Source organism: Kitasatospora sp. NPDC006697, from assembly GCF_042869935.1.
Lineage (GTDB): Bacteria > Actinomycetota > Actinomycetes > Streptomycetales > Streptomycetaceae > Kitasatospora.
In genome coordinates, this window is the sequence record NZ_JBIAGU010000011.1 from 48,295 (window position 1) to 74,410 (window position 26,116).

Sequence of the window (26,116 nt, forward strand, 5' to 3'; positions counted from 1 at the left end):
GGCGGGGTCCAGTGGTCCGGTGGATGGGTCGGTGCGGGGGCCGGCGGACCGGCCCCCGCACTCTAGGGCGTCAGGCGGAGGTGGTGGCAGACCCCTGGGGCCGGGCCTGCGCCGGGACCCGGCCGTCGATCTCGACCAGGTCGCGGCCCCGGGTCTCCCGGGCGGCGAGCAGCGCGAGCACGGTGAGCACGGCCGCCAGGCTGACGTAGAGGGAGATCGGGGTGGCGCTGCCGTAGTCCTTCAGCAGCGCGGTGGCGATCAGCGGGGCCGGCGCGCCCGCCGCGACCGAGGCGAACTGCGCGCCGATCGAGGCGCCCGAGTAGCGCACCCGGGTCGCGAACAGCTCGGAGAAGAACGCCGCCTGCGGCGCGTACATCGCGCTGTGGAAGACCAGGCCGACCGTGACCGCGAGCAGCACCGCCGGGAACGACCTGGTGTCCAGCAGCCCGAAGAACGCCCAGGCCCAGGCGCCGGTGCCGACCGCGCCGGCCAGGTAGACCGGCTTGCGCCCGACCCGGTCGGAGAGCGCGCCGAAGAGCGGGATCAGCGCGAACTGGATCGCCGAGGCGATCAGCACCGCGTTGAGCGCCGTGTCCTTGGGCAGCTTCAGGTGCTCCACGCAGTAGGCCAGCACGAAGGTGGTGATCACGTAGTACGAGATGTTCTCCGCCATCCGGGCGCCCATCGCGACCAGGATGTCCCGCCAGTGGTGGCGCAGCACGGCGACCATCGGCGGCTGCTCGGCCCGCTCGCGCTGCTCCGCCCTGGCCAGCGCCTGCTTGAACAGCGGCGACTCGTCCACCGAGAGCCGGATCCAGAGCCCGACCGCCACCAGCACCGCCGAGAGCAGGAACGGGATCCGCCAGCCCCAGGCCAGGAACTCCTTGTCGCTCTGCAGACTGGTCATCAGATCGAGCACGCCGACCGCCAGCAGGTTCCCGGCCGGGGCGCCGCCCTGCGGCCAGGAGGCCCAGAACCCGCGGCGCCGGGCGTCGCCGTGCTCGGAGACCAGCAGCACCGCGCCGCCCCACTCGCCGCCGAGCGCGAAGCCCTGGACCAGGCGCAGCGTGGTCAGCAGCACCGGCGCGGCCACGCCGATGCTGTTGTAGTCGGGCACGCAGCCGATCAGCGCGGTGGCGCCGCCCATCATCAGCAGGCTGACCACCAGCAGTCTCTTGCGGCCGAGCCGGTCGCCGTAGTGGCCGAAGACCAGGGCGCCGATCGGCCGGGCGGCGAAGCCGATCGCATAGGTGAGGAAGGAGAGCAGGGTGCCGGTCAGCGGGTCGGACTTGGGGAAGAAGACGTGGCCGAAGACCAGGGCGGCGGAGGAACCGTAGAGGAAGTAGTCGTACCACTCGATGGTGGTGCCGATCAGGCTCGCGCCGACCACGCGGACGAGGCCGGACGGGCTGCTGCTCGCTGGGCGGGAAGTACTGGCCATGGGGGACACCGTTCTGCGGGAGCGGGGGAGGGGTGGTGGGGCGGGCTCAGTGGGCGGTCCAGCCGCCGTCCAGGGGGAGGGAGGCGCCGGTGACGTAGCCCGAGGCGGGGCCGCAGAGCCAGAGCGCCGCGGCCGCCACCTCCTCCGGCTCGATCAGGCGCTTGATCGCGGTGCGGTCGAGCATGATGTCCTCGACCACGTCCGCCGCGGAGATGCCGTGCGCGAGGGCCTGGGCGGCGATCTGGTTCTCCACCAGCGGCGTGCGCACGTAGCCCGGGTTCACGCAGTTGCTGGTCACCCCGTGGGCGGCGCCCTCCAGCGCGGTGACCTTGCTGAACCCCTCCAGGGCGTGCTTGGCCGTCACGTACGCCGACTTGAACGGGCTGGCGCGCAGGCCGTGCACGGAGGAGATGTTGACGATCCGGCCCCAGCCGCGCTCGTACATCGCGGGGAGGGTGCGCCGGACGATCCGGAACGGGGCCTCCACCATCACCCGCTGGATCAGGGTGAAGCGCTCCGGGGGGAAGTCGTGGATCGGCGCGACGTGCTGCAGGCCGGCGTTGTTGACCACGATGTCGGCGTCGGCGGGCAGCCCCTCGACCGCCTCGGCGACCGAGAGGTCGACCACCAGCGCCGTGCCGCCGACCTCCGCGGCCACCCGCTCGGCCGCCTCGCCGGCCAGGTCCACCACGTAGACGTGCGCCCCGGCCTCGGCGAAGGCCCGGGCGCACGCGCGTCCGATCCCGCTGGCGGCGCCGGTCACCAGCGCCTTGCGGCCGGCCAGGTCCGCTGCGGGGCTGCGCGCGGCTGTGGCGCCTGTGGCGCTTGTGGCACCTGTGCTACCTGTGCCACCTGGGAAGATCCTGCTGTCCATGCGCACAAGGTAGGAGCCGGGCGGCGGCGGTCACATGTGATGGGACACCACAATCCCCGCCGGTCCTATGGTGGCGGGAACCAGCTGACGGGTGCTCAGGGGCGGGTGCCGAGGCCGCCCAGCAGCTCGCCGAGGTCCTGGTTCATCGAGGCCTGGAAGAGCACCTGGTCCGAGTCGGTGGGACGGGCCGTCAGCCGCACCAGGTGGGCCGGGCCGCCGACCACGGTGGCGGCGGGGTCGGCGAGCCGGGTCGACCAGGGCTGGTCGGTCTTGGCGGAGTTCGCCGTCGCGGCCCGCTGCGGCCAGGCGGTGGCCATCGCCTGCGCGGCGTCGGCCGAGGGGGCGGAGAGGCAGACCACCTCGCCGCCGGCCTGGGAGATGCCCAGCCCGAAGGGGGCGGCGCCGACGGTGGGGTCCTGGCCGATCTGCGCGGCCCTGGCGGTGTCGCCGAGGCAGGAGGCGAGGCCGCCGATCAGCCGGTCGTCGGCCAGGGCGGGGCCGCTGGTGGCGAGCGCCCGGTCCAGGTCGCTGTGGGCACCGCCGTAGACCAGGCGGGCGGGGGAGAGCCGGATGACGTTCAGCTCACCGGCGATGCCCAGCTCGGTCAGCGGGCTGCCGGCGTCGAGCTGGTGGTCGTCGCGGATCGTCCAGAGGGCTTCGCCGTGGCCCAGGTCCTGGCGGTGGTAGCCGAGGGCGGTGAGCTTGGTGCCGATCGCGGCGGTGTCGAAGGAGCCGTAGAGGAAGCCGACCGCGGTGGGCGGGGCGCCGACCGAGAGCGCGGTGGCGGCGCTCGCAGGGTCGATGCCGGTGAGCTGCGGCAACTGCGAGGCCGCCGCGGCGAGGGCGGGCTCGCCGTTGGCGGCCTGGCCGCCCGTGCCGTACAGCAGCTGGAAGTGGCGGGCGGTGCTGTCGGCGTGGGCCTGGCTCAGGGCCGCCGGGAGCGAGGCCGGCACGACGGCATCACCGGACTGGCTCCTCGCCGGGGCGGACGAGCCGCCGCACCCCGCCGTCGTCGCCGCGAGGGCGAGCACGGCGGTGAACCAACCGACCAACGGGCGCTGCTGCATATCCGGTCACTCCCTGACGCTGCGAAACCTGTCCTGCCGTCAGCATGTCGGGTGGCGGTGTGGTGGGGTATCCGCTCTCGTACTCAGTCCGATGGATCTGACAGGGCCCGCCGACCGTACCGGCGCGGAGCCCGGTCCACCCCGCGCGGTGAGCGGGAGCCCGAGATCGCCGCCGCGGCTGTGCGGGCGCTCCGCCGGCCGTCCACCGGATCGACCCGAGCACCCTGCGTTGTCGGGGAGTTGAGGCGGGCGGCTACCGCGGCCGGAGGGTGGGGTGCAGCGGGTCGCCCGGGTTCTCGGGAGCGGCGGTCGCGGTCGCGGGCGTGGGGGTGGCGACGGGCGTGCTACCCACCGGGCTCGGCGTCGTGCCGGGGATCGGGTGCCGCGGGGTCTGGGTCTGGGTCGGTGCCGGCGTGGGCATGGGGGTGGGTGTGCGCGTCGGGGTGGGCGTCGGCTGCTCCGGCAGGGTGGGCACGGCGCTCGGCGAGGCACTGGGCGCGGTCACGGGCGGCGCGGAGGCGGAGGCGCTGACGGTCGGCCCGGGGCTCCCGTGCGGGCGGCCGGGACCGGAGCCGCAGGCGGTCAAGGCGCCGGTCAGCGCGGTGGCGGTCACCGTCAGGACGGCGAGCTTGCGGTTCATCAGCACCCTTCAGTGCAGCGGGCTTCCGGTTCGGCCGAGGCTTGGACGCTACCGCCTCCCCAGCGGTTCCGCAGGGATGCCGGGACACCGGGACACCTGGACACCGGGTCCGGACAGGCCGCTGCCCGGCCCGAACGGTGGCCGGGCCGGGCAGCGGCCCCACCGCTCCCCGCGCCGGGGCGCGGAGAGCGGCAGGGCCCGGTGCGACGGTGGATCAGGAGGCGTTCAGGGCGGTGTCGTCGATCACGAAGCTGGTCTGCAGCGAGGAGTCCTCGGTGCCGGTGAACTTCAGGGTGACGGACTGGCCGGCGAAGCTGGAGAGGTCGAAGCTCTTCTGCACGTAGCCGGTGGCGGCGTTGACGTTGCTGTAGGTGGCCAGGGTGGTGGAGTTGGCCTGGACGGTCAGCTTGTCGTAGGCGGTGGTGCCGGTCTCGGCGGTGTCGACGTGCAGCCAGAAGCTGAAGCTCGCCTTGCAGCCGGCCGGGATGGTCACCGTCTGGGAGAGGGTGTCGGTGTGGGCGCTGCCGTAGCCGTCCAGCCAGGCCTTCCAGGAGCCGCTGTGGGCGGCTTCGCCGGTGGAGTTGTCGACCACGCCGGAGGAGGCGGTCCACGGGGAGGCGGAGCCGGTCTCGAAGCCGGGGTTGCCGAGCAGCTGGCCGCCGCCGGTGCAGCCGCCGCCCGCCGGGTTGACCGTCCAGCTGAAGGTGGTGGACCCGGTGGCGGTGCCGGAGGTCGCGGTGACGGTCACGCTGGAGGTGCCCGCGGTGGTCGGGGTGCCGGAGACCAGGCCGCTGCTCGCATTGATCGACAGGCCGGCCGGCAGCCCCGTCGCCGAGTAGCTGAGCGCCTTGCCCGCCGAGTCCGAGCCGGAGAGCTGCAGCGAGGCCGCCGTGCCGACGGTGCCGGTCTGGCTGCCCGGGTTGGCCACGGTGACGGTCTCGGTGCCCGAGGCCTGGCCCACCGGCAGGCCGCCGGTCGGCGCGTACATCGCCACGTCGAAGGTGCTGCCGTTCGGCGCGTGGGCGATCGGGATGACCGGGACGGCGTTGCCGCCGGCCAGCACGGAGGTGGAGATGTAGTCGCCGAACATCCGGCCCTGGCTGGTGTTCGGCAGCCAGGCCAGGGTCATCGGCCCGGCCAGCTGCACGGCCGGGGTCCAGGTGCTGCCGCCGTCCGCGGAGGAGACGTAGCCCGCGTCGAGCTGGCAGGTGGTGTCCGTGCAGGCGGCGTTCGGGTAGTAGTAGTACGTCAGGCCGAGGCGGGCCGTGCTGCCCGAGCTGCTCGGGTCCACGCCGATGCCCGGCGTGAAGTGGTCGGCCGCGCTGGTGGCCGCGTCGATCGGCACCCGGGTCGGCGTGCTCCAGGTGGTGCCGTTGGTGGAGGTCGACATGATGATGTCGTTGCTGGTGCAGCCGCTGCGGAAGCGGCAGTCGGACCAGACCGCGTAGACCCGGCCGGCGGCGTCGATCTCGGCGGAGGGCAGCGAGCTCTCGCGCAAGGTGTCGCGCGGCAGCTTGGCGATGTCGGCGGCCGCGTCGCTCTCCAGGCCGGAGACGGTGTGGTGCGAGACCGTGGCGATCTGCACGCTGGCGGTCCAACTGGTGCCGCCGTTGGTGGAGGTGAAGGCGTCCTCGGCACTGGCGCTGCCCGAGGAGAACGGCACCACGACCGTCCCGTTGGGCTGCACGACCGGCTGGCCGCCGAGCCCGCTCGGGCTGTCGGCCGGGCTGCGCTCGGCGCCCCAGGTCGCGCCGCCGTCGGTGGAGGTGCGCATGTGCTCGGCGTCGCCGGCGTTGGCGTCGTCGTACTCGGTGTAGCAGTGGCCGTAGTAGGGACTGGCCGGGTGGTCGTCGCAGACCGTCCAGTTCTTGTCGTCGAAGGTGCCGGTGGAAATGGTGACCGGGCTGCCCCAGGTGTGGCCGCCGTCGGTGGAGCGGCTGAGCTCCACGTCGACCACACTGCCGGAGGTGATGCCCAGCCAGGAGACCATCCAGACGCCGTCCTTGGCGTCGTAGGCGACCGAGGCGTCGCTGGCGGCCGTGTACGGTCCGCCGGTGTTGGTGGTCGCGGCGGGCATGAAGCCGTGGGTCCAGGTCTGGCCGCCGTCGGTGGAGGTCGCCCAGCCGATGTTGGAGGCGCCGCCGCCGCTGACCCGGCCGACCTGGAAGGCGGAGACGACGGTGCTGCCGGAGCTGAAGGTGTCCGGCTCGACCTCGGTGGCGTGCTGGGCCTGCGCGTCGGTGTAGGGGTCGGTGCTGACCTCGGTGAGCGCGGGCGCGGTGGCGTGACCGGCGTGCTGGGCGGGGGAGGCGTACGCCGGGGCGGCGAAGGCGAGCGCCGCGGCGAGGACGCCTGCGAGCAAGTGGGGACCTTTACGTGCCAGTGCCAGTACGGACATGTCTCTCCTGACATGCGGAGTGGTACCGGAGGGAGGGATAGGCGGAATGCTGGTGGCAGCAGTGGGCCAAGGGTAGGCGGCAACGGTGCCTGGAACATGACATGGCGTGTTCGCGCCGACTTGGGGTGGCGGTGTTTGCCGCCCGCCGACTCTACAACGCCCTTGGCAGCCAAGGCGTCTAGGCTGCTGAAGTGAGCCCCGTCGAGTGAGAGGCAGTCAGGATGGTGCAGCCGACCCCCGAACCGACCGGCCCGCTCACCGCCGAGCTGGTGGTGGACGCAGCCACCGCCGCGGCGCCGGCCCTCTCACCGGACGGCCGCCTGGTCGCCTATGCGGTGCTCGCCAACGGGCGTCCGCACGGGTCGATCTGGCTCACCGCCGCCGACGGCGGCACACCTCCGCGCCGGCTGACCGACGGGACGGCCCGCGAGTTCGCCCCGAAGTGGTCGCCGGACTCGGCCGCCCTGCTCTTCACCTCCGACCGCGCGGAGCCGGGCACCGCCCAGCTCCAGCGGCTCCACCTGGCCAGCGGTGCGGCCGAGGCCCTGACCTCCTGGCGCGGCGGGGTCCGCGACCACCACCCGCTGCTCGACAACCGCACCGTCGCCCTGCTCGCCGAGGACGAGCCCCGGGACACCGGGCTCGACGACGCCAGGGTCTGGGGCCGGCACCTGCCCGTCACCCGGCTGCGCCTGCTCGACCTCGAGACCGGCGCGCTGCGCACCGTGGACGGCCTCGGCGACCGGCACGTGGTCGAGCTGACCCAGCGTCCGGACGGCGGCCCGCTGGCGGTGCTCAGCTGGTCCACCCCCGAACTCGACCCCGGCGTCCGGACGGCCGAACTCCACCTGGTCGACCCGGGGACGGGCGCCGTCCAGGACCTCGGCCCGGTCGGGTTCGAGGCCCACTCCCCGGTCTGGTGGCGCCAGGACGGTGACTGGCACCTCGCCCACCTGGCCGTCACCCCCGGCCACCTGGTCGGCGGGCTCGCCGTGATCTCCGGGCAGCAGAACCTCACCGCCGGCCTGCCGGTCTGCCCGACCGAACTGGTGCAGGTCGCCGACGGACCGCCACTGGCGCTCTTCGCCGACGGCCTGGACACCGCGCTGTACCGGCTCGACCCCGAGTCCCGGCGGTTCCAGCGGGTGACCGCCGCCCCCGGCACGCTCGCCGGACTCACCGCCAGCCGGACCGGCGAGACCGTCGCCCTGCTGGCGAGCACGGCGTACGAGCCCAGGAACGTCCACGCGGGACCCACCGGCGGACCCCTGCGCCGGCTCAGCGACACCGCGCCCGAACTGCGCGGCATCCGCTGGGGAGTCCAGCAGCGCCTCGCCTACCAGGCCGCCGACGGGCTCCAACTGGACGGCCTGCTGATCCTGCCGGCGGGTCGGACCCGCGAGGACGGTCCGTTCCCGCTCGTCACCCTGGTCCACGGCGGCCCCTACTTCCGCTACGCCGACGAGTTCGCCCTCACCCCGGTCGACTGCGGCCAGTGGCTGGCGGCTGCCGGGTACGCGGTCTTCCTGGCCAACCCCCGAGGCGGCTCGGGGCACGGCCACGAGTTCGCCGTCGCGGCGGCCGGTGCGGTCGGCGGTGACGAATGGACCGACATCCTCGGCGGGATCGACCTGCTGGTGGCGCAGGGCGTCGCCGACCCCGAACGCCTGGGGATCGCCGGCTGGAGCCACGGCGGCTTCATGGCGGCCTGGGCGGTAGCACGTTCGGACCGCTTCAAGGCGGCGGTGACGGGCGCGGGCATCAGCGACTGGGGCATGCAGGCGGGCACCGGCGACTGGGGCCTCCTCGACGCCGAGCTCGGCGGCAGCACCGGATGGGAAGGCCCCGGACCCCACGTCCACGACCGGAACAGTCCGATCTCCTACGCCGCCGACATCCGCACCCCGGTGCTCATTCTGCACGGCGAGGAGGACACCAACGTCCCGCTCGGCCAGGCGATCCACTTCCACCGCGCGCTACGCCACTTCGGCGCCGAGCACGAGCTCGTCGTCTACCCGCGCGAGGGGCACGGGCTCCAGGAGCGCGCCCACCAGCTCGACGCGCTCCGGCGAACCCGCGACTGGTTCGACCGGTGGCTGAAGGCCTGAGGCGGGGGAGCGAGTCCGGGAGCAGCGGGCTGGCCGGGTTCCGCTACTCCTCCTCCTCCTCCTCGTCCTCCTCGTCCTCGGGCTCCTCCTCGTCTTCCTCGTCCTCGTACTCCTCGTCCTCAGGCTCTTCCTCCTCGTCCTCGTAGTCCTCGCCGTCCTCGGGCTCCTCTTCGTCCTCCTCGGCCTCTGCCGACTGGTCCTCGGCAGCCTCTTCCTCCTCCATGGCTTCGTCGTGGGAGCGGACGACCTCGCCGTCGCGGATCTCGCCGCGCCAGCCCTCGGCCTCGTCGTTGCTGAGGGAGACGTGCCGCTGGAAGTTCTTGAAGTCCAGGCGGAGCCGTCGGCCCTGGGCACGCCACAGGTTGCCGGTCTTCTCGAAGAACCCGCTGGGGTAGTACTCCACCACGAGGACGATGCGGGTCAGGTTCGGCGCGAGCTCGTGGAAGCTGACAGCCCCTCGGGTGCTGCCCTTGGCCCCTTCCGAGCTCCACACGATGCGGTCGTCCGGGATCTGCTCCTGGACGGTCGCCTTGAAACTGCGCTTCGAGGGTCCGACCTTGACCTGCCAGTCCGTGGTCGTCTCGTCGCCCTGGGAGACGTTCTGGACGCCCTTGGCGAAGCCGCTGAAGTCCTCGTACTGGGTCCAGTGGTCGTAGGCGGTCCGCACCGGCACTCCGACGTCCAGCGTCTCGACGATGTTCATGGTCTTCTTGCCGGCCTTGCGGCCGGCTTTGCCGCTGCCCTTGCCGCCGGGGAGGACGTCCTTGGCCTTGTCCACGACGGTGTCCTTGAGGTGCTTGGCCTTCTCCCCGACGAAGGCCTTGACGGGCGAGTCGCCCTGGAGCACCCGGCTGCCGACCGCGGAGAGGGTGCCGCCGTTGTCGGCGACGTCGCCGAGGCCCTCGGTCAGGTCGGTGATCTTGTCGCCGGCCTTCCCGATCAGGTTCTCCAGCTGTGCCCCGAGATAGTTGCCGGCTTCCTCGCGCAGTCGTTCCACTCCCGACTTGTCCGCTGACTTCTGTTCGGTGGCAGCCATGACTCAACTCCGTCGGGTGCGGCTCGCCGGCTTGGCAGCCGTCCGCTTGGTCGCGGCTGTCTTCTTCGCGGCTGTCTTCTTCGCCGGTGCGGTGCTCTTCCGGGCCGCCGGCTTGGCAGTGGAGGACTTGGTGGCGGAGGAGCGTGCGGTCGACCGCTTCGCGGTGGAGCCGCTCCTGGGCTTCTTCGCCGCCGGTGCCGACTTCCGGGCCCGGGAGGCGGTCTTCCTGGCGGGCTTGGCGGCGGCCTTCGGAGCCTCTTCCTCCTCCTCCTCTTCCTCCTCCGGCTCTTCCTCTTCCTCCTCGTCCTCGGGCTCCTCCTCGTCGTACGGTTCCTCTTCTTCCTCCTCCGCTTCCTCGTCCTCCTGCGACCCGGGCTCGCCGATGCTGCGGGTGCGTTCGCGCAGCGAGTCGGCGAACTCGCCGATGCGGCGGTCCGCAGCCGAGGCGAGCGCCTTCTTGCCGGCTTCGAGCAGCTCGCCGCGGACCTGTTCGTTCAGCTCGGCGACCTGCGGGACCTCGTTGAGCTTGCGCAGGCCCTGCGTCGCGAGCTGCCGCGGGTCCAGGCCGAACCGGCGGCCCGCGAGGTAGGTGGCGGCGGCGAACGCCAGGCGCCCCTTCTTCGCGCGGCCGAGCACGTACCCGCCGGCGACAGCGGCTGCCAGGGCCACCTTGGTGCCGTCCTTCATGATCGTCCCCTTTCCGGGCACTCATCCCTTCCAGGAGGATCGGCACCAGTGAAGGGGTGTGCCCGTGACGTCGTTCGGGCCCTCCCGTGCGTAGCGCATGATCAGGGATGAGCTCATGTAAACCCCCAGTCGACGGGATAGTTCGACGGCAAACGGGGTAGCCGCGACGGTGGCAAGACCGCAAGGACGGCTCTGAACCGGGAAACGGACATGGTTGCGGACAAGGATGCGAGTGCGAGGCCGCGCAAGGCCCGTACGCGTCCGGCCGCTGCCCGCGACGCGGACGCCGAGGCGCCGCGCCGCCCACGGATGTCGGCGCCGGCCGCGATGCGCAAGGCCTCCGAACAACTGGCGGAGCTGCTCGGCCGGATCCCCGAGTCGGTGTCGGCACTGCGGCCCGCCGAGGACGGCTGGGAGGCCGACGTGGAGGTGATGGAGCTGGAGCGCGTGCCCGAGACGACCAGTGTGCTGGCCAGCTACCGGGTCACCCTCGACGGGCAGGGCGAACTGCTGTCCTACGAGCGGACCCGCCGCTACACCCGTGGACAGGTCGACCGACCGACCTGACGGATTCCCCGTCGCACCGAACCGACGCCGTGGGCGTGTTCCGCGACCGGGGCGAAAGGAGGCACCCGTGACTGTGGTGCCGCAAGGCGCAACCGGTGCCTCCCGCAGCGGGACCACCGCAAACCTCTACGACATCGTCGAGCTGATCCTCGACCGCGGCCTGGTCATCGATGTCTTCATTCGGGTCTCGCTGGTCGGCATCGAGCTCCTGAAGATCGACGTGCGGATCGTGGTCGCCAGCGTCGACACCTACCTGCGCTTCGCCGAGGCCTGCAACCGCCTCAACCTGGAGTCCGGGCGCAACGCCCCCGCCCAGCTCACCGACATCGTCGGAGAGACCACCGAGAAGGGCGCGCGCGGCAAGAGCAAGGGCGCGCTGAGCGGCGCGGTCGAGGCCGTCAGCGACTCCCTGCGCGGCCGCGGCAACGACGAGGACGAGGACGAGCGCCAGGACGAGGACGAGCGTGAGCCCGAAGCCGAGGAAGCGCCCGCGCCGAGGCGGAAGCGGCCGGCCCGCCGGTCCGTGCGGCGGCAGGAGGAGGAGTGAGATGTCCGTCTACGTCTACTCCATCACCGCCGCCGACCACCCGCTCGACCTGAAGGGTCTGAGCGGCGTCGGTCCCACCCCCGCGGCCCTGCGCACTGTGGAGGCCGGGCCGCTGCGCGCCGTCGTCAGCGACTCGCCCCCAGGGCTGCGGCCGAAGCGGCGCGACCTGATGGCCCATCAGGCCATCCAGGAGCAGCTGATGGCCGAGGGCACCGTGCTGCCGCTGCGGTTCGGCTTCACCGCTCCCGATGACCACGTGGTCCGGGCGGCCCTGGAGATGGGGCGCGACCAGTACACCCGACGGCTCACCGAGCTCGACGGCTGTGCCGAGTACCACCTCAAGGCAGCCGTCGCCGAGGAGGCGCTGCTGCGCGAGATCCTGCGGGACTCACCCCGGGCCAGGCAGCTCAACGACGAGATCAAGGCCGGCACCGGAAGCCCCGACCTGCCGCTCGCGCTCGGCGAGCTGGTGGCCCAGGAGGTCCGGTCACGCCAGCAGGCACTGGCCGCCGGCATCACCGCCCGGCTGGCCCCGCACACCCGCGGGCAACGCGAGTCCGCGCCCACCGGTGAGGACTTCCTGAACGTGTCCTTCCTGGTGGACAACGACCACCGGAGGTCGTTCCTCGCCGCCCGGCAGGGCGTCGCCGACGACCTCGGCACCGACGTCGACCTCCGGCTGCACGGGCCCCTTCCGGCCTACAGCTTCGTCTGAAGGACCAGGAGCCGGCCATGGGCCTGATCGGTCAGATCCTCACCCTCCCGCTCGCACCCGTGCGCGGCACGGCCTGGGTGATCGGGCGGGTCATCGAGGCCGCCGAGGACGAGTACTACGACCCCGAGCCCGTCGAACGCGAGCTCGCCGCGCTGGAGCGCGAGCTGGTGGCCGGGCGGATCGGCCAACGGGACTTCGACCGGCGCGAGGACGAACTCCTGGACCGTCTCGACGAGATCAGGGCGTACCGCCAGAGCCGCGGCCGGTGACCGCATCCGACCGGAACCGGCCGGAACCGATTGGCAGACGAGAGGAGGGCAGCACAGCATGAGTGACTCCGTGGTCAACCGCCTCGGCTCCTTCCCCGCCCGGGCGGGGCCGCCGCCGGCCGAGCCCTCTTCCGCCAATCTCGCGGACATCCTGGAACGCGTGCTGGACAAGGGCATCGTCATCGCCGGCGACATCCAGATCAACCTGCTGGACATCGAACTGCTCACCGTCAAACTGCGCCTGCTGGTGGCCTCGGTGGACAAGGCCAAGGAGATGGGCATCGACTGGTGGGAACACGATCCCGCGCTCTCCTCCGGTGCCGGTGACGCGGGTGCCGGCCCGTCCGCTCTCGAGGCGGAGAACCGTCGGCTGCGCCGGCAGATCGAGGAACTGCGCGCCGGCACCCGGGACGACCCGTGAACGCCGACCGGCTCAGCTATGTCTACGCCGTGGTCCGGGGACCCCCCGGACCGGCCGGCGGGCTGGACGCCGTCCGCGGCGTGCTCGGCGCACCGGTGCACACCGTACCGACCGGCTCCGACCTGGAGGCCGACGCGGACGCCGCGCTGCTGGCGGTCGTCAGCCCCGTCCCCGCGGACGAGTTCCGCGAGACGGCGCTGCGGGAGCACCTGGAAGACCTCGGATGGCTCGAAGCCCTCGCCCGCGCGCACGACGGCGTGATCGAGGCACTGGCGGCCCACGGCACCGTCCTGCCCCTGCGGCTGGCGACGGTCTACCTGGACGAGGACCGGATCCTCGCCATGCTCGGCGAGCGGAAGGCGCTCCTCCTGGGCCGGCTCGGCGAGTTGGACGGCCGGGTCGAACTGGGCGTCAAGCTCTACGTCGACACCGCCCCCGGCGCCCCCGCCCCGGCTGCTCCCGATCCCGCGCTCGGCCCGGGACGCGCCTACCTGCACCGGCGCCGCGGTGAGCAGCACGCCCGCGAGGACGCGCACCGGGCGGCCGAGCGGGCGGCGGAGCGGATCGCGGCGGCCGCCCGCGCCCAGGCCGTGGAGCGGGCCCGGCACCGCGTCCAGCAGGGCGAGTTGGCGGCCGGACCGGGACAGAACGTCAGCAACGACGCCTACCTGGTGCCCGCCGAGCAGGCCGGAGCCTTCCGCGCGGACCTGCTCCGGTGCACGGACGGCCTCACGGGCGTGCGCGTCGAGGTCACCGGACCGTGGGCGCCGTACTCCTTCGCCGGTCTGCCCGAACCGGACGGCCCGCCATGAACACCGTCGAGAGCCGTCCGGGCGGTGACGGCACGCGTCTGCCGCAACGCCAGGTCGCCCTGGTCGACCTGCTGGACCGGCTGCTCAGCGGCGGGGTGGTGATCACCGGCGACCTCGTCCTGTCCATCGCCGACATCGACCTCGTGCGGGTCTCGCTGCGCGCCCTGGTCGTGTCGGTCAGCGAACGCGCCCCGGTGCCGTGGCAACGCCCCGACACCCCCGGACCGGCGGGGACACCGTGACCACGGGCCGGCCCGGCGGGCCCCGGCGGTACCAGGAGGACGGCCCGGAGCAGGGGCGGCGGCTCCCGCACCGGATCAGCACCGACTCCGAGAGCGTGGAGCGGGACCTCATGAAGCTGGTGCTCACCGTGGTCGAGCTGCTCCGGCAGCTGATGGAACGCCAGGCGCTCCACCGGGTGGAGGGCGGGGACCTGACGGAGCAGCAGGAGGAGGAGCTGGGAGCGACCCTGATGGCCCTGCACGACCGGATGACCGAACTCTGCGCCCGGTACGGGCTGACCATGCGGGATCTCAACCTTGACCTGGGCCCGCTGGGCCCGCTGCTGCCGCCGGCGGCGGAGGAGGAGGGGGAGGGGGAGCCGGGAGGCTGAGCCGCCCGGCTCCGTCAGGTGCCTTCCGCCTGTCGTTCGGCAGCGATCCACGCGTCCACCCGGTCCCACTGCGCGAGCAGCCACGCCTCGCGGGCCGCCGGTTCCGCGGGCACGCGGTGCGCCGGCACCCGCCACCAGCGGGCGCGGACCGGCCGGGCCAGCGGCAGCGCCCGCCACGTGGCGCGCACCGAGTCCATGGCGTCCAGGCCGGTGTGCGCGGCGAACACCACGTCCGCCCCGGGCGCGGCGGCGAGGGCGGCCAGGGCCCCGGCGGTCCGCGGCGGGAGCACGTGCGGGTGGCGGCCGGCCCGTTCGGCCCGCTCCCGTTCGCCGTTGCGGCGCAGGCTGCGGATCGCCCGGGCACGCCGCCGCTCGGTGAACTTGCCGCCCTCGGGGAAGAGCACCAGCGCCTCGCCGGCTCCCAGCCCGGCGGCGAGTTCGCCGATCCGCTGCGCCGTCAGGGTCCGGTCCGCATGCTCGGGCGGGACGAAGCAGGCGGGCGACCGGCCGAGCAGCACATCCAGGCAGGGGTCCAGACGCAGCAACCGCTTCAGCACGATCCGCGGGCGGTAGCCGGCCTGCCCGGCCAGTTGCTCCACCAGCAGGAAGGAGTCGCCGAGGCCGGCGTGCCGGGCGAGCACGAGCAGCGGCCGGCCGGTGCCGCCGCCGCACCGGGTCGCGGGATCGGGATCGACCCGCAGGCGCAGGCGGAACAGCCGGGCACCGCCGCGGTGCAGCACGCCGAGCAGCCGGACCAGCAGGCGCTGGTCCAGCTCGGCGCGCACCGGCGGGCGCCGCAGTCCGATGACGCAGGCGGCCACCAGACCACAGGCGTCGACCAGCAGGTAGAGCAGCAGGAAGGCGGCCAGCCGCACCGCCCGGGCCCGTCGGTCGCCGAGCAGCAGCAACGGAAGCTGGACCAGGGCCGTCGCGCCCAGCAGCAGCACGGCGACCGGGATCGCGGCGATCAGCGCCGGGACGGTCAGCAGGCGCCGGAGCAGGCGCCGGGGCCAGTGCACGGCCGGCGCCCGTCAGGTGCGCGCCTCGCCCGCCAGGTAGCGGGCGGTGGCGCGGTGGGCCCGGTCGATCCGCTCCGCCACCCGGCGGGCGTCCCGGTAGCGCAGCTGGGCCACCGGGCCGGGCGGCGGCTCGTCGGCGGCGCCGGAGGGCAGCACGTGCACCACCGCATCCGGCGGCAGGTCGCCCATGTCGTGCGCGAAGCGGTGGCGGCGGGCGATCTCGAAGGCGACCAGCGGGACCTCCCAGGGAAGCCGCGCCGGCCGCAGCGGCTGCTCGACCCGGCCCACCTGGAGCACGTAGACCTCCCGGGCACCCAGCTGGACCGCCCGCCCCACCGGGATGCTGTTCACCAGCCCGCCGTCCAGGTAGTGCCGCCCGCCGACCTGCGCCGCCGGGAGCAGGCCGGGCACCGCGCAGGAGGCGAGCAGCGCCTCGACCACCGGGCCGTCGGTGAACCAGTGCTCGGCGGCCGACTCGACCTCCGCCGCCACGCACTGGAACGGCACGGCCAGGTCCTCGATCCGCCGCCCGTCGAAGTGGCGCTCCAGCAGAGCCCGCAGCGGCCCGTCCGCGTGCAGATGGGTGCGGCTGCGTACGGCGGTCCGGGTCCGCTGGAGCAGGGAGCCGGAGAAGACCGCCGAGCCGGTCAGCCCGACCCAGACATCGGCCAGTCGCCGGACGGCCGCGCTGCTCGGATCGGCGGCGATCAGCGCGCCGTTGATGGCACCGACCGAGGTGCCGACCACCAGGTCCGGACGGATGCCCGCAGCCAGCAGGGCCTGCAGCATCCCCACCTCGTGCGCCCCCAGGTAACCGCCGCCACCCAGCACGAAGGCCCGCCGCAACCCGTCGGCGGACCCCGCGTCCGATGGCACGGCGGAGGAACTCGTCATGCCGGGCGTCTGCCCGCTCGAGGCGGGTCCATGCGGGCCGGCTCCCGCGACGGTTCCCGGTACGGCAGCGTCGGCAAACGCCCGGGCCCTCCCCGGGAACCCGACCGACACGGTCTCGGCAGAACCCCGGCCCGCTCCGCACACCGGCCGATGCCCCGGCCTCAGGCCGGTACGGCGTGCCCCTTCACCGGGTGCCTGGCGAGGGCGGCCCGGACAGCCTCGGGGAGGGTGGCGGCGAGGACGAACTCCAGGCCCTGTGACTGCTTGGCCGTGAGGTGCTGCCGCTCGGGCTCGTTGGCGGCCGGGGTGATCAGGCGAGTGGCGTGGCCGTGCTTGGCGCCGGCGGCCGCGCTCTTCAGGTCGGCGATCGCCAGCAGGTCGCCGGTCGGGGCCAGTGCTCCGGTCACCGCGGACTCCGGGCGGACGATCCGGCCGCTGATCAGTGAGACCAGCGCGACGGCGACGGCCAGCGCGGTGCCGGCCGCCTCCGCGGGGCCCGCGCCCTCCGGCAGGTTGCCGTAGGGCTGGTCGAAGCGCAGGTCGTGGCGGGTGAACCAGTCGGCGGCCAGGTGGGGCAGCAGGGCGGCGGCCTGGGTGCGGACGGCGGTGACGGCGGCCTCGGCCGGGGCGTGCAGGAGGTCGCCGAGCGGGCCGGTGGTGAGGAGGCGGCCGTGGCCCGGGCCGAGGGCGGCCTGGACCGGCAGCAGCCGGCCGCCCACCGGGGTCCAGGCCAGGCCGGGCTGCTGGTCGTAGCGGTGGGAGAGCAGGTCGGACTCGGCCCGGTAGTAGGCGGCCTCGGCCTGGTAGTGCTGATGGTTCGCCAGGTCGGCCTCGTAGTCGACGACCAGCCGGGAGTGGTCGGCCGGGTCGAACCAGACCGGGACCTTGCCGCCCTGGACCTTGAGGGTGTGCATCCGGGTCAGCACGGTGGCCTCGAACGGCAGGTCCATCGCGTTCGGCGGCACCACCCGCAGCTTCAGCCGCAGGTCCAGCCAGCGGGAGCCCAGGTCCTCGTCCGGTGCCAAGAGGGCGCGGATGCCGCTGCCGCCGCCGAGGGTGGTGACCGAGAGGATCTCGGCGGTCGCCTGGACGCCCGTCCTGCGCAGCTCGTTCAACAGGTGCTGGTGTTTGAAGAGCATCGACGCCCCTTTGTGGACCGCCCCCGGCGGACGGTCGGCCCAGCATAGGGGAGCACTCCGGGCTCAGCGCCCGGTGGTGACCACCATCCGGAAGCGGGCCTTGCCGGAGGCCATCTTCTCGACGGCGGCCGGGGTCTGCTCCAGCGGGACCTCCTCGATCCAGGCGCGGACGCCGGACTGGGCGGCGAAGCGGAGGGTGTCCTGGGTGTCGACGGCGGTGCCGGAGGAGTGCGCGCGAACGGTGCGGTCGCCGTTGAGGAGCTGCAGCGGGTTGACGGTGAGGGGGTCGGGGGAGACGCCGACGATGACGAGTTCACCGCGGCGGCCGAGGCCGTCGATGGTGGCCGACATGGCGTCGGCCTGGGTGATGGTGGCGAGCACGACCTTGGCGCCGCCGAGTGCCTGCAGGGCTTTGGCGACGTCGGTGGCGGTGCTGTCGATGTAGTGGTCGGCGCCGAGCTGGTGGGCGAGCGGCTCCTTCTCGGCACCGCGGGCGATGGCGACGGTACGGAAGCCCATCGCATGGGCGAACTGCACGCCGAGGTGGCCCAGGCCGCCGAGGCCGAGGATGGCGACGGTGTCCCCGGGGCGGGCGGAGGTGTGGCGCAGGGCGTTGAAGACGGTCACGCCGGCGCAGGCGAGGGGCGCGGCCTCGGCCGCGGTGAGTCCGTCGGGGACGGCGGCCAGGGCCTCGACGGGAACGATCACCGAGTCCGCGTAGCCGCCCGGGTAGGCGGCGCCCGGGATCTGCATCTCGGGGCAGTGGATGGCGTCGCCGGAGCGGCAGGCATCGCAGCGTCCGCAGCTGCCGCCGAACCAGCCGACGGCGACCCGGTCGCCGACCTGCCAGCCCGACACCCCGTCACCGAGGGCGTCGATCCGGCCGGCGATCTCATGGCCGGGGGTGACCGGGAAGGTGGTGCCGGGCATCAGGCCGGCGCTGACCAGCAGGTCGGAGTGGCAGACGCCGCAGGCCTCGACGGTGATCCGGACGGTGCCGGGAGCGGGCGCGCGCAGCGGCACCTCGACGAGCTCGGGCGGGCCGCTGGGAGCGGTGACGTGGACGGCGCGGACGGTGGTGGTCATGGGGGAGCCCTTCGGGTCGGGGCCGGCACGCTGACCCTCCCAGCTTGGTGCGTCGGAGGGCGGTTTTCACGTAGGTGGGGCCGCTTCCCCCCGTTTCCAGCAGGGGAAGCGGCCCTCAGCCGTCCGTCAGGCGTTGCAGGTGACCAGCGCGCTGGCGTGCCAGAGGGTCCCGAGCGGGGTGGCGACCACAGGGTGGGCCAGCGTGCACTGGGCGGTGGTGTAGCCCGCCGCCTTGGCCTTGGCGAAGGCGCTGTTGTAGGCGCCGAGGTCCGCGACGAACGGGGTGCTGGCGAACGCGACGCCGACGAAGGAGGCCTGGCCGGTGACGGCGGTCTGGGCGCCGGCCGGCAGTGCGCCGACGGTCAGCAGGAGGGCGCCGGCGGCCAGAGTGGTTCCCAGCGCGCGCTTGAGGACGGTCATGATGAGGCCCTTCTGGGGAGGGTGGCCCCTCGTTCCGAGAAGCCACGACTTCGAGGATCTGTGAAACCTCGGTGCAGATCGAGATTCTTGTCGTGGCGCTGCGGTGCGAACAAGGGATGCCCTCATTGTCTGCGCGTTCTTCTCCCCTCGCGTAGGCGGCATGATGCCGTGTCAGCCGACGCGGCGTCAGTTGGCGGAGTCCGGCACCTTGGGGCTGAGGGCGTAGGCCTTGGTCGGGTTCATTCCCACGCCGTTGAGCTTCACCGTCGCGTCGGTGGAGACCGGGGCGCACTTGCTGCCGTCGTCGGCGGTCTGGGCGTTGGACTCGGAGAGCGCCTGCTGGGTGTTGACCGGCGCGGGGGTGGCCGAGCCGCCAGCACCGCCCGCCGAGCCGGAGGCCGCGGCGCCGAAGGTGGTGCCGCTCGGCCAGTCCTTGCCGATCACCAGCGAGATGCCCGGGCCCTCGCCCGGCTTGACCGCCGAGGCCGGCAGGCCGACCGAGGCGGCGACCTCCTGGGCGTCGGCCTCGCGGCCGGCCGTGTAGGTCACCTCACTGGTCTCCTGGGGCTCGGCCGCGTTGGCCGGACCGGTGCCGGGGCCGAAGCCGGCGGACTTGAGCGCGTCGGACAGTTCGGTGGCGCGGTTGCCGACCCCGCTGGCGTTCTTCACGTGCACGGTGATGTCGGCCTTCGGCGCACCCGCGGCCGCGCTGCTGCTGGCGGGAGCGGGCGCCGGCGCGGAGGAGGGCGCGGCCGGGGCGGAGCTCGCGTTCGGGTCGGTGGTGGAATTCGCCGAGGCGGCCGCGGAGGACTTGGAGCCGTCGCCCTGGGTCAGCGAGACGTCGTTGATGATCGCGCTGAAGAGGTTGTGGGCGCCCGGCGCGACGACCACGCGCGCGTCGTTGCTGGGGTCGGGATCGTTCTGCATGGTGGTCATGGTGATCCGGTTGGTCGGCACCTTGTTCAGGTCGTCGGCCAGGTTCACCAGGTTGGTGATGCCGCCGAGCCCGTCGTCCACCGTCAGCGCCTTGGTCGCGGCGTTCGCCAGCGAGAGCACGGCGGTCGGGTCGGTCAGGGTGCCCGCGCTCTTCAGCTGGCGGACCATCGAGCTGAGGAACATGTGCTGGGAGACCGTGCGGCCCAGGTCCGAGCCGTCGCCGAAGCCATGCCGCGTTCGAACGAACTGCAGCGCCGCCATGCCCTGGAGGGTGTGCGTGCCCTTCTTCAGCTTCAGATGCGAATCCGGGTCGTAGACGTTGTTGTCGACGCAGACCGGCACGCCGCCGATCGCGTCCGACATCTGCACCACGCCTTTGAAGTCGACCATCATGAAGTGGTCGATGGGTATGCCGGTCAGCTGGTGCACGGCGGCCACCGTGCAGCCGGGGCCGTAGTCCAGGGTGCTGTTGATCATGTCCCGGTGCGGCTTCATGGTGGTGTGGTTCTGGGTGTCCACACAGCCGGGCAGCTGGGTCACGGTGTCGCGCGGGATGCTCATCACCGTCGCGTTGCTGCGGTCGGCCGAGACGTGCAGCACCATCTCCACGTCCGCGTTGGCGCCCGAGCCGCAGTCGCCGCCGATGCTGCAGTCGGTCGGGTCGTCGCGGGTGTCCGAGCCGATCACCAGGATGTTGATCGGAGTGCGGCCGAAGGCGTCCGGCTTCTCCTTGCCCGCGTCGCCGCCGACACCGGAGTAGAGCGGGGAGTGCTTGATGTTGCCGTTCAGCCACTCGTAGACGAACGCCACACCGCCGGCGCCGAGCAGCACCACGCCCGCCGTGCTGAAGGCCAGGATCCGCAGGCCCTTGCGCTTCGGCTTCTTCCGGCCCTTGCGCGCCGCCGCGCGGCCCCCGGCAGCCGCCGCCGGCTGCGCCGAGCGGGCACGCCGTGCCGTGCCGCTGCTGTCCGCGTGCGATTCGCTCACCTTGGCCGTCTCCGTTGCTGCTCGTCCGTACCCGGTCCGGTCCGGGTCCCTGCGCAGAGCGACGCCGACATGACGTGTGCCGGTTCCCCCCGTGGCGCAGCATAGTCGTCCGTTCTCGGACATTCGGCGTTCATTCCCGATCGTTCATGAACGCGCAAATCATCCTCAAGCGGAAAACCGGTTGGCTCGGGCGCCCCGAGTTGGTAGCGTTCAGTCGAATCGTGACCGCTCGAGAGGGGGTGAGACACCCGTGAACGCTGTACCCACCAGGGTGTTCCCCCGTACCGTCACGACGGGCGACTGAGAGAGCCGCCGCCGGGAGCGCCTGGATCACACGGCATCCCGCGAAAGGCAGAACTCATGGAATCCCCATCTTCACCGGCGTCCGCCCCTGTCCAGGTGTCCCGCCTCGGTGAGCACCAGTGGCAGGCACATGCGGCCGAGCAGGAAGTCGGCCGGGCCGACGCCTGCCGACGGCCCGACGGCCGCCTCTTCGTCAGTGTCGACGCCTGGGACAGCGCGGTCGTCGACCGGCTCGCCGCCGCGGTCGCGGCCGGGCTCCCCGGCCCGCTCTACACGGTGGTCGACGAGGCCGACGAGCAGCAGGTTGCCCGCTGGCAGCGGGCCGGCTTCACGCCGCACCGCCGCGAGCGCGGCTATCGGCTGCCCACCGACCCGGCGGTCACCGGCCTCGGGGCCGTCCGCCCGCCCGAGGACGTCACCATCCTGCCCGCCGGGCAGGTCGACGCCGGCCCGCTCAGCGCGCTCGACACCGTCATCCGCGCCCAGGTCGAGGCCACCGTGGGCTGGCAGGCCGTCCCGGTGCAGGTGCTGCACCGGCCGGTCGGTGCCCCGGTCCCGCACCCGGACCGGTTCGCCGTGGCGGTGGCCGGCGGCGAGTACGTCGGCCTGCTCCGCCTCGGCCCGCTCACCCGCCAGCCGCGGATCGGCCTGCTCGCCGTCCGCGCCGACCACCAGCGCCGCGGCATCGCCCGCGCCCTGCTCGCCCACACCCTTGGCGAGCTGCACCGGGCCGGCACGCCCGCGGCCTGGACCGAGCTGGACGAGTCCAACCAGCCCGCCATCACCCTGCTCGAGTCCGCCGGCGCCCGCCGCGCGGGCGGCAACCTCGAACTGGTCCGCACCTGAGGAGCAGCCCGCTCCGACGGACCGTCATCCACCCTTGGAAAGGGACAACTTGTCGAAAGCCGGAAGCATCGAAGTCGAAGGCACCGTCGTGGAGTGCATGCGCGACGCCACCTTCACGGTGAAGCTCCAGAACGGGCACGAAGTGCTCGCTCACATCAGCGGGAAGGTCCGCAAGAACCACATCAAGATCCTCCCCGAGGACCGGGTCCTGGTGGAGCTCAGCCCCTATGACCTGACCCGGGGGCGGATCCGCTACCGATACCGGTCATAGCAGCTAAGCACGAAGGGCGGGGCCGCGAGGTCCCGCCCTTCGGCGTTCCTCACCAGCGGGTCGCCGACTGGTCGTGCGGGTCCCAGTCCGCCGGGCCGACCAGCGTCAGGGCGCCGTCGTCCAGGGTGAACCGGCGGGCGCCGTCCGGGGTGTCGGCCACGGCGGGGCGGGCGGTGCCGGTGAAGGCGCCGGTGTCCAGGCGGAAGCCGGTGACGGCCGCGCACTCCACCCGGTGCAGGCGCCACGGGAGTTCGGCGGTTGAGCCGGGCGGCACGGCGAGCAGCAGGACGGCCGTGGCGGGGTACGGGTCGGGCTCCTCGGCGGAGTCGGCGCGGTAGTCCCCGGCGGGTGTGAAGCGGGCCAGTTGCACCTGGGCACGAGCGGGCGGGGTGGCGGGCGGCGAGGGCGGCGGGCCGTCGGGCAGCGAGGCCAGGATCCGGGTGAGTGCCGGGTCACGGCGGATGTTGGTCGTGAACCAGTCCGCCATGGCCGGTCCGCCGCACCGCATCCAGCCCTCGATCAGCCGCAGGAACGCCGCCTCCCGCTCCCGCCCGCCGGAGTGCGCCCCGGCGGCGACGATGCCGCTGCCCGCCCCCGCGAAGGTGCGGCACAGGTCGGCCAGCGGCACCCGGTGCGCGCTGCCCGGGTGGCCGACCCGGCGGGCGTCCAGCATCGCCCGGCGGAACAGCTTGGCGGCCAGCTCGGTGTGATGGCCCATCAGCTTTCCGGGCCGTGGCTCGCGGACCGGGCGGGGGCCGCTGCCGGCCTGCGGGGCGAGTGCGGTGGCGCGCAGGCCGGCCGCCGAGAGGTGCCAGTCGAAGTCCAGCAGGGAGAGGGTGGCGGAGGCCGCCCGGATCTCCCCGCGCGTGCCGAGCACCGCCGAAATGCCCTGCGCCGCAGGGTGGAAGGCGATCCCGGTGGTGTCGGCGGAGTCGAACCGGGCCGCCGTGACATCGTGCAGCGCGACCTGCGCCCGGACCGCCTGGTCGGACTGCCGGTAGCGCCGGGCCAGGCCCAACTCCAGGACGCAGTCCAGCCGTCCGCGCTGCCGCTCGAACCGCAGGCCGGTCAGCTCTGCGCTCTCCGGCCGGTAGTCCTGGGCCAGTTCGGCCGCCGTCTCGCGGGTGACGGTCCGGCCGGCCGGCGGCTTCACCCGGCCTCGGGCGTCCCGCTCCACCGGCTCCGGCGGCACCGCGCGGAACAGCCCGTCCAGCGGCTGCCCGCCCGCCGCCGCCAGCTCGCTCATCCAACGGCGCCGCGCGGCACCGGAGTCGGCCATCCACTCCAGCGCCCGCAGGGCCAGCCGCTCGCGCTGCCACCCGGTGCGGGCGGTGGCGGCGCGGACGAAGGCGACGGTGGCGCCGTCCCAGGCATCCGCCGTCGCCTCGATCGCCGCGCGGTCGAACGTGCGCGCGTCGGCGCAGCCTTCGGAGATCCGGGCGACCGACCGGTCCGCCAGGGCGGCGAACACGGCCAGCGCTGACGGACGCCGTCCCCGGCTCTGGCGCCAGGGCACGGACGGGTCGAGTGCAGCCATCCCAGGATGGTGGCATGAACCGGCTGACTCAACCAGTAGGCGTGCGCAGTGTCCTCCCACGCCCGTTCTCAGGCCGGCGCGGCGCCCTCGCGCTCGGGCGCGATGGGGCTGTTTGATTGATTTTGATTCATTGTGTTGACTGGCGAGCAGTTCTGCTCCATATTCACTCGGGCCGGTGCATCCCCCGGTGCATCCCCCACCCCGATCATGGAGACGACCCATGGTTCGCAAGCGCCTCCTCCCGCTCAGCCTCCCCACCGCCCTCGCCCTGCTCGCCGCGGCCGCCCCCCTCGTTCTCGGCCCCGCCACCCCCGCGGCGGCCGAGGCCAACGGTCTCGCGCTCACCCCGCCGATGGGGTGGAGCACCTGGAGCTTCCTGCGCAAGGGCCCCACCGAGAGCTCGGTGGAGGCCCAGGCCAAGGCCATGTCCGACAGCGGACTGGTCGCCGCCGGCTACCAGTACGTCAACCTGGACGACTTCTGGTACCTCAACCCCGGTACCACCGTGGACTCCTACGGCCGCTGGGTGACCGACACGGCCAAGTTCCCGTCCGGCATGGCCGGCCTTGGCGGCTACCTCCACGGCCTGCACGAGAAGTTCGGCATGTACCTCACCCCGGGGATCCCGGTCGCCGCCTACAACCAGAACACCCCGATCGAGGGCACCTCGTACCACGCCCGGGACATCGTCTCCGACACGAGCAAGTACGAGGCCAACTACAACTTCGGCAACGGCGCGATGTACTACCTCGACTGGACCAAGAACCCGGCCGCCGCCCAGGCCTACTTGGACTCCTGGGCCCGGGAGTTGGCGAGCTGGGGCGTCGACTACCTGAAGATCGACGGGGTCGGGAGCTGGGACAGCGGCGACGTGTCCGGCTGGTCCAAGGCGCTGGCCGCCGCCGGCCGACCGATCCACCTGGAGCTCTCCAACTCGCTCAGCCACGGGGACGCCGCGTTCTGGCGGCAGTACGCCAACGGCTGGCGGATCGATGGCGACGTCGAATGCTACTGCTCCACCGGCCCCACCCCGCTGACCAGTTGGACCAACGTCGCACGCCGCTTCACCGATGCTCCGGCCTGGACCAGCTACGCCGGACCGGGCGGCTGGAACGACCTCGACTCGCTGGAGGTCGGCAACGGCAGCGCCGACGGGCTCACCCCCGACGAGCGGCAGACCGCCGAGACCCTCTGGGCCGTCAACGCCGCACCGCTGCTGCTCGGCACCGACCTGACCAACCTGGACGCCGCCGACAAGGCGCTGCTCACCAACAGCGAGGTCATCGGCGTCGACCAGGCCGGCCGGGCCGCCCACCCCGTCGACCAGCTGACGAACAGTCAGGTCTGGTCGGCGGCCGGACCCGACGGCTCCTACACGGTGGCCCTGTTCAACCTGGCCGGCACGGCGCAGACCGTCACCGCCTCCTTCGCCGACCTCGGCTTCACCGGCTCGGCGGCGGTCCGCGACCTCTGGACCCACAGCGACCTCGGCAGCAGCACCGGCAGCTTCACCGCCACCCTCAACCCGCATGCCAGCCGCCTGCTGCGGATCACCCCGGCCGCCGGCGCCCGCTCCGACCTGCTCCGCTACAACCTGGTCAACGCGGCCACCGGCCAGTACCTGGACGTGGCCGGCTCGGCCGGCACCGACGGCGCCGGCCTGGTGCAGCAGGCCGCGAGCGGCGCCACCAGCCAGCAGTGGCAGCTGGTGCCCACCGGCGACGGCTCCTACAAGATCGTCAACGCCGCCAGCGGCGACCTGGTCAACGTCCCCGGCAGCAGCACCGCTGCCGGCACCCAGCTGATCCAGTACCACGACGACCACGCCGCCAACTCGCAGTGGACGCTCACCCCCGCCGGCACCGGCGGCTACACGGTGGCCGCCCGCTCGGACGGCCAGCTGCTCGACGTCTCCGGCAGCAGCGTGGTGCAGAACCCGGCGGCGGCCGGCAGCACCGGCCAGCAGTGGCGGCTGGTCCCCGTCCCGGTCGCCGGCACCCGCTACAAGCTGGTCAATGGAGCCAGCGGCGGCCGGATGGACGTGCGCAACGACTCCACCGCCGACGGCGCGGCGATCGTGCAGTGGCAGGACAACGGCGCGGCCGACCAGCAGTGGACCTTCGGCCCGGCGGCCGGCGGCGCCTACACCATCGCTAACGCCAACAGCGGCCTGCTGCTCAACATCCCCGGCGGGAGCGGCAGTTCCGGCACCGGCCTGATCCAGTACCACGACGACGGCGCCGCCAACTCCCGCTGGACCCTGGTGGACGCCGGCCCGAACCGGGTACAGCTGCGCAGCGTCTCGGACAGTCAGCTGGTCGACCTCGCCAACAGCTCGGTCAGCAACGGCGCGACCGTGCTGCAGTGGCCGGCCGACGGCGGCGACAACCAGGTCTGGAGCCTGGTCGCCACCCCCTGACCCGCCGCAGGCCGGCAGCGGCCGGACCCCTCCCGAGGGCCCGGCCGCTGCCGGCGGATCAGCT

The 26,116-nt window shown here is 73.3% G+C and carries 26 protein-coding genes; 12 read left to right on the top strand and 14 right to left on the bottom strand.

What is annotated here, in order from left to right; genetic code table 11:
* Window positions 1-70: 70 nt before the first annotated feature.
* The 5 genes from ACFYNO_RS17135 to ACFYNO_RS17155 all read right to left on the bottom strand — a co-directional run bounded on the left by ACFYNO_RS17135 (window position 71) and on the right by ACFYNO_RS17155 (window position 6,420).
* A complete protein-coding gene (locus ACFYNO_RS17135; RefSeq protein ID WP_388012037.1) occupies window positions 71-1,441 on the bottom strand; it encodes an MFS transporter in 1,371 nt (456 codons plus the stop codon).
* Window positions 1,442-1,487: 46 nt separating this feature from the next.
* Window positions 1,488-2,315: a 3-hydroxybutyrate dehydrogenase gene (locus tag ACFYNO_RS17140; RefSeq protein ID WP_388012039.1), complete on the bottom strand. Its 828-nt coding sequence runs from the start codon at window positions 2,313-2,315 to the stop codon at window positions 1,488-1,490.
* A 95-nt stretch (window positions 2,316-2,410) separates the two neighbouring features.
* The gene (locus ACFYNO_RS17145; protein ID WP_388012041.1) at window positions 2,411-3,382 is read right to left on the bottom strand and encodes a hypothetical protein; all 972 of its coding nucleotides are present in this window, start codon (window positions 3,380-3,382) and stop codon (window positions 2,411-2,413) included.
* Window positions 3,383-3,635: 253 nt separating this feature from the next.
* Window positions 3,636-4,022, bottom strand: a complete 387-nt coding sequence (locus ACFYNO_RS17150; RefSeq protein WP_388012043.1) for a hypothetical protein — start codon at window positions 4,020-4,022, stop codon at window positions 3,636-3,638.
* A 214-nt stretch (window positions 4,023-4,236) separates the two neighbouring features.
* The gene (locus tag ACFYNO_RS17155; protein WP_388012045.1) at window positions 4,237-6,420 is read right to left on the bottom strand and encodes a putative Ig domain-containing protein; all 2,184 of its coding nucleotides are present in this window, start codon (window positions 6,418-6,420) and stop codon (window positions 4,237-4,239) included.
* A gap of 221 nt (window positions 6,421-6,641) precedes the next feature.
* Between ACFYNO_RS17155 and ACFYNO_RS17160 the strand changes: the two genes are divergently transcribed.
* The gene (locus tag ACFYNO_RS17160; RefSeq protein WP_388012047.1) at window positions 6,642-8,528 is read left to right on the top strand and encodes a S9 family peptidase; all 1,887 of its coding nucleotides are present in this window, start codon (window positions 6,642-6,644) and stop codon (window positions 8,526-8,528) included.
* Between the two features lie 43 nt (window positions 8,529-8,571).
* Here the strand turns inward: ACFYNO_RS17160 and ACFYNO_RS17165 are convergent, their stop codons facing one another.
* Together ACFYNO_RS17165 and ACFYNO_RS17170 are read right to left on the bottom strand one after the other, a co-directional pair.
* Window positions 8,572-9,564, bottom strand: a complete 993-nt coding sequence (locus ACFYNO_RS17165) for an SRPBCC family protein (RefSeq protein WP_388012049.1) — start codon at window positions 9,562-9,564, stop codon at window positions 8,572-8,574.
* Window positions 9,565-9,567: 3 nt separating this feature from the next.
* Window positions 9,568-10,251 carry a histone protein gene (locus ACFYNO_RS17170; protein ID WP_388012051.1) on the bottom strand — a complete coding sequence of 228 codons (684 nt, stop codon included), beginning with the start codon at window positions 10,249-10,251 and terminating at the stop codon, window positions 9,568-9,570.
* Window positions 10,252-10,461: 210 nt separating this feature from the next.
* Here ACFYNO_RS17170 and ACFYNO_RS17175 point away from each other — a divergent pair, with 210 nt between their 5' ends.
* The 8 genes from ACFYNO_RS17175 (at window position 10,462) to ACFYNO_RS17210 (ending at window position 14,195) form a co-directional block, all read left to right on the top strand.
* Window positions 10,462-10,818, top strand: coding sequence for a gas vesicle protein (locus ACFYNO_RS17175; RefSeq protein WP_388012053.1), 357 nt, complete (start codon window positions 10,462-10,464; stop codon window positions 10,816-10,818).
* Window positions 10,819-10,885: 67 nt separating this feature from the next.
* Window positions 10,886-11,365 (top strand): gas vesicle structural protein GvpA, encoded by a 480-nt coding sequence (locus ACFYNO_RS17180; protein WP_388012055.1) that lies wholly within the window; start codon window positions 10,886-10,888, stop codon window positions 11,363-11,365.
* Window position 11,366: 1 nt separating this feature from the next.
* Window positions 11,367-12,080, top strand: coding sequence for a GvpL/GvpF family gas vesicle protein (locus ACFYNO_RS17185; RefSeq protein ID WP_388012057.1), 714 nt, complete (start codon window positions 11,367-11,369; stop codon window positions 12,078-12,080).
* A gap of 17 nt (window positions 12,081-12,097) precedes the next feature.
* Complete coding sequence (locus ACFYNO_RS17190) at window positions 12,098-12,349, top strand: gas vesicle protein GvpG (RefSeq protein ID WP_388012059.1); 252 nt, start codon at window positions 12,098-12,100, stop codon at window positions 12,347-12,349.
* A gap of 58 nt (window positions 12,350-12,407) precedes the next feature.
* Entirely contained in the window at window positions 12,408-12,770 is a 363-nt protein-coding gene (locus tag ACFYNO_RS17195; protein WP_388012061.1) for a gas vesicle protein, read from the top strand.
* A complete protein-coding gene (locus tag ACFYNO_RS17200; protein WP_388012063.1) occupies window positions 12,767-13,582 on the top strand; it encodes a GvpL/GvpF family gas vesicle protein in 816 nt (271 codons plus the stop codon). Before ACFYNO_RS17195 ends, ACFYNO_RS17200 begins: the two co-directional genes overlap by 4 nt.
* Entirely contained in the window at window positions 13,579-13,824 is a 246-nt protein-coding gene (locus ACFYNO_RS17205; RefSeq protein WP_388012065.1) for a gas vesicle protein, read from the top strand. Before ACFYNO_RS17200 ends, ACFYNO_RS17205 begins: the two co-directional genes overlap by 4 nt.
* Window positions 13,821-14,195 (top strand): gas vesicle protein K, encoded by a 375-nt coding sequence (locus tag ACFYNO_RS17210; protein WP_388012067.1) that lies wholly within the window; start codon window positions 13,821-13,823, stop codon window positions 14,193-14,195. The genes ACFYNO_RS17205 and ACFYNO_RS17210 overlap by 4 nt, the downstream gene beginning before the upstream one ends.
* 14 nt (window positions 14,196-14,209) lie before the next feature.
* Here the strand turns inward: ACFYNO_RS17210 and ACFYNO_RS17215 are convergent, their stop codons facing one another.
* The 6 genes from ACFYNO_RS17215 to ACFYNO_RS17240 all read right to left on the bottom strand — a co-directional run bounded on the left by ACFYNO_RS17215 (window position 14,210) and on the right by ACFYNO_RS17240 (window position 20,676).
* Window positions 14,210-15,214 (bottom strand): hypothetical protein, encoded by a 1,005-nt coding sequence (locus tag ACFYNO_RS17215; RefSeq protein WP_388012069.1) that lies wholly within the window; start codon window positions 15,212-15,214, stop codon window positions 14,210-14,212.
* A 12-nt stretch (window positions 15,215-15,226) separates the two neighbouring features.
* Window positions 15,227-16,108, bottom strand: a complete 882-nt coding sequence (locus tag ACFYNO_RS17220; protein ID WP_388012071.1) for a patatin-like phospholipase family protein — start codon at window positions 16,106-16,108, stop codon at window positions 15,227-15,229.
* A 161-nt stretch (window positions 16,109-16,269) separates the two neighbouring features.
* Window positions 16,270-17,247 carry a S16 family serine protease gene (locus tag ACFYNO_RS17225; protein WP_388012073.1) on the bottom strand — a complete coding sequence of 326 codons (978 nt, stop codon included), beginning with the start codon at window positions 17,245-17,247 and terminating at the stop codon, window positions 16,270-16,272.
* A 63-nt stretch (window positions 17,248-17,310) separates the two neighbouring features.
* Complete coding sequence (locus ACFYNO_RS17230) at window positions 17,311-18,333, bottom strand: alcohol dehydrogenase catalytic domain-containing protein (protein WP_388012075.1); 1,023 nt, start codon at window positions 18,331-18,333, stop codon at window positions 17,311-17,313.
* A gap of 126 nt (window positions 18,334-18,459) precedes the next feature.
* Window positions 18,460-18,753 carry a hypothetical protein gene (locus tag ACFYNO_RS17235; protein WP_388012077.1) on the bottom strand — a complete coding sequence of 98 codons (294 nt, stop codon included), beginning with the start codon at window positions 18,751-18,753 and terminating at the stop codon, window positions 18,460-18,462.
* Between the two features lie 186 nt (window positions 18,754-18,939).
* Window positions 18,940-20,676 carry an LCP family protein gene (locus ACFYNO_RS17240; protein WP_388012079.1) on the bottom strand — a complete coding sequence of 579 codons (1,737 nt, stop codon included), beginning with the start codon at window positions 20,674-20,676 and terminating at the stop codon, window positions 18,940-18,942.
* Between the two features lie 360 nt (window positions 20,677-21,036).
* Here ACFYNO_RS17240 and ACFYNO_RS17245 point away from each other — a divergent pair, with 360 nt between their 5' ends.
* Window positions 21,037-21,825: a GNAT family N-acetyltransferase gene (locus ACFYNO_RS17245; RefSeq protein ID WP_388012081.1), complete on the top strand. Its 789-nt coding sequence runs from the start codon at window positions 21,037-21,039 to the stop codon at window positions 21,823-21,825.
* Window positions 21,826-21,874: 49 nt separating this feature from the next.
* Window positions 21,875-22,096, top strand: coding sequence for a translation initiation factor IF-1 (infA, locus tag ACFYNO_RS17250; protein WP_388012083.1), 222 nt, complete (start codon window positions 21,875-21,877; stop codon window positions 22,094-22,096).
* Between the two features lie 49 nt (window positions 22,097-22,145).
* Here the strand turns inward: infA and ACFYNO_RS17255 are convergent, their stop codons facing one another.
* A complete protein-coding gene (locus tag ACFYNO_RS17255; RefSeq protein WP_388012085.1) occupies window positions 22,146-23,633 on the bottom strand; it encodes a hypothetical protein in 1,488 nt (495 codons plus the stop codon).
* Window positions 23,634-23,853: 220 nt separating this feature from the next.
* Here ACFYNO_RS17255 and ACFYNO_RS17260 point away from each other — a divergent pair, with 220 nt between their 5' ends.
* A complete protein-coding gene (locus ACFYNO_RS17260) occupies window positions 23,854-26,052 on the top strand; it encodes an alpha-galactosidase (protein ID WP_388012087.1) in 2,199 nt (732 codons plus the stop codon).
* Window positions 26,053-26,116: the final 64 nt, after the last annotated feature.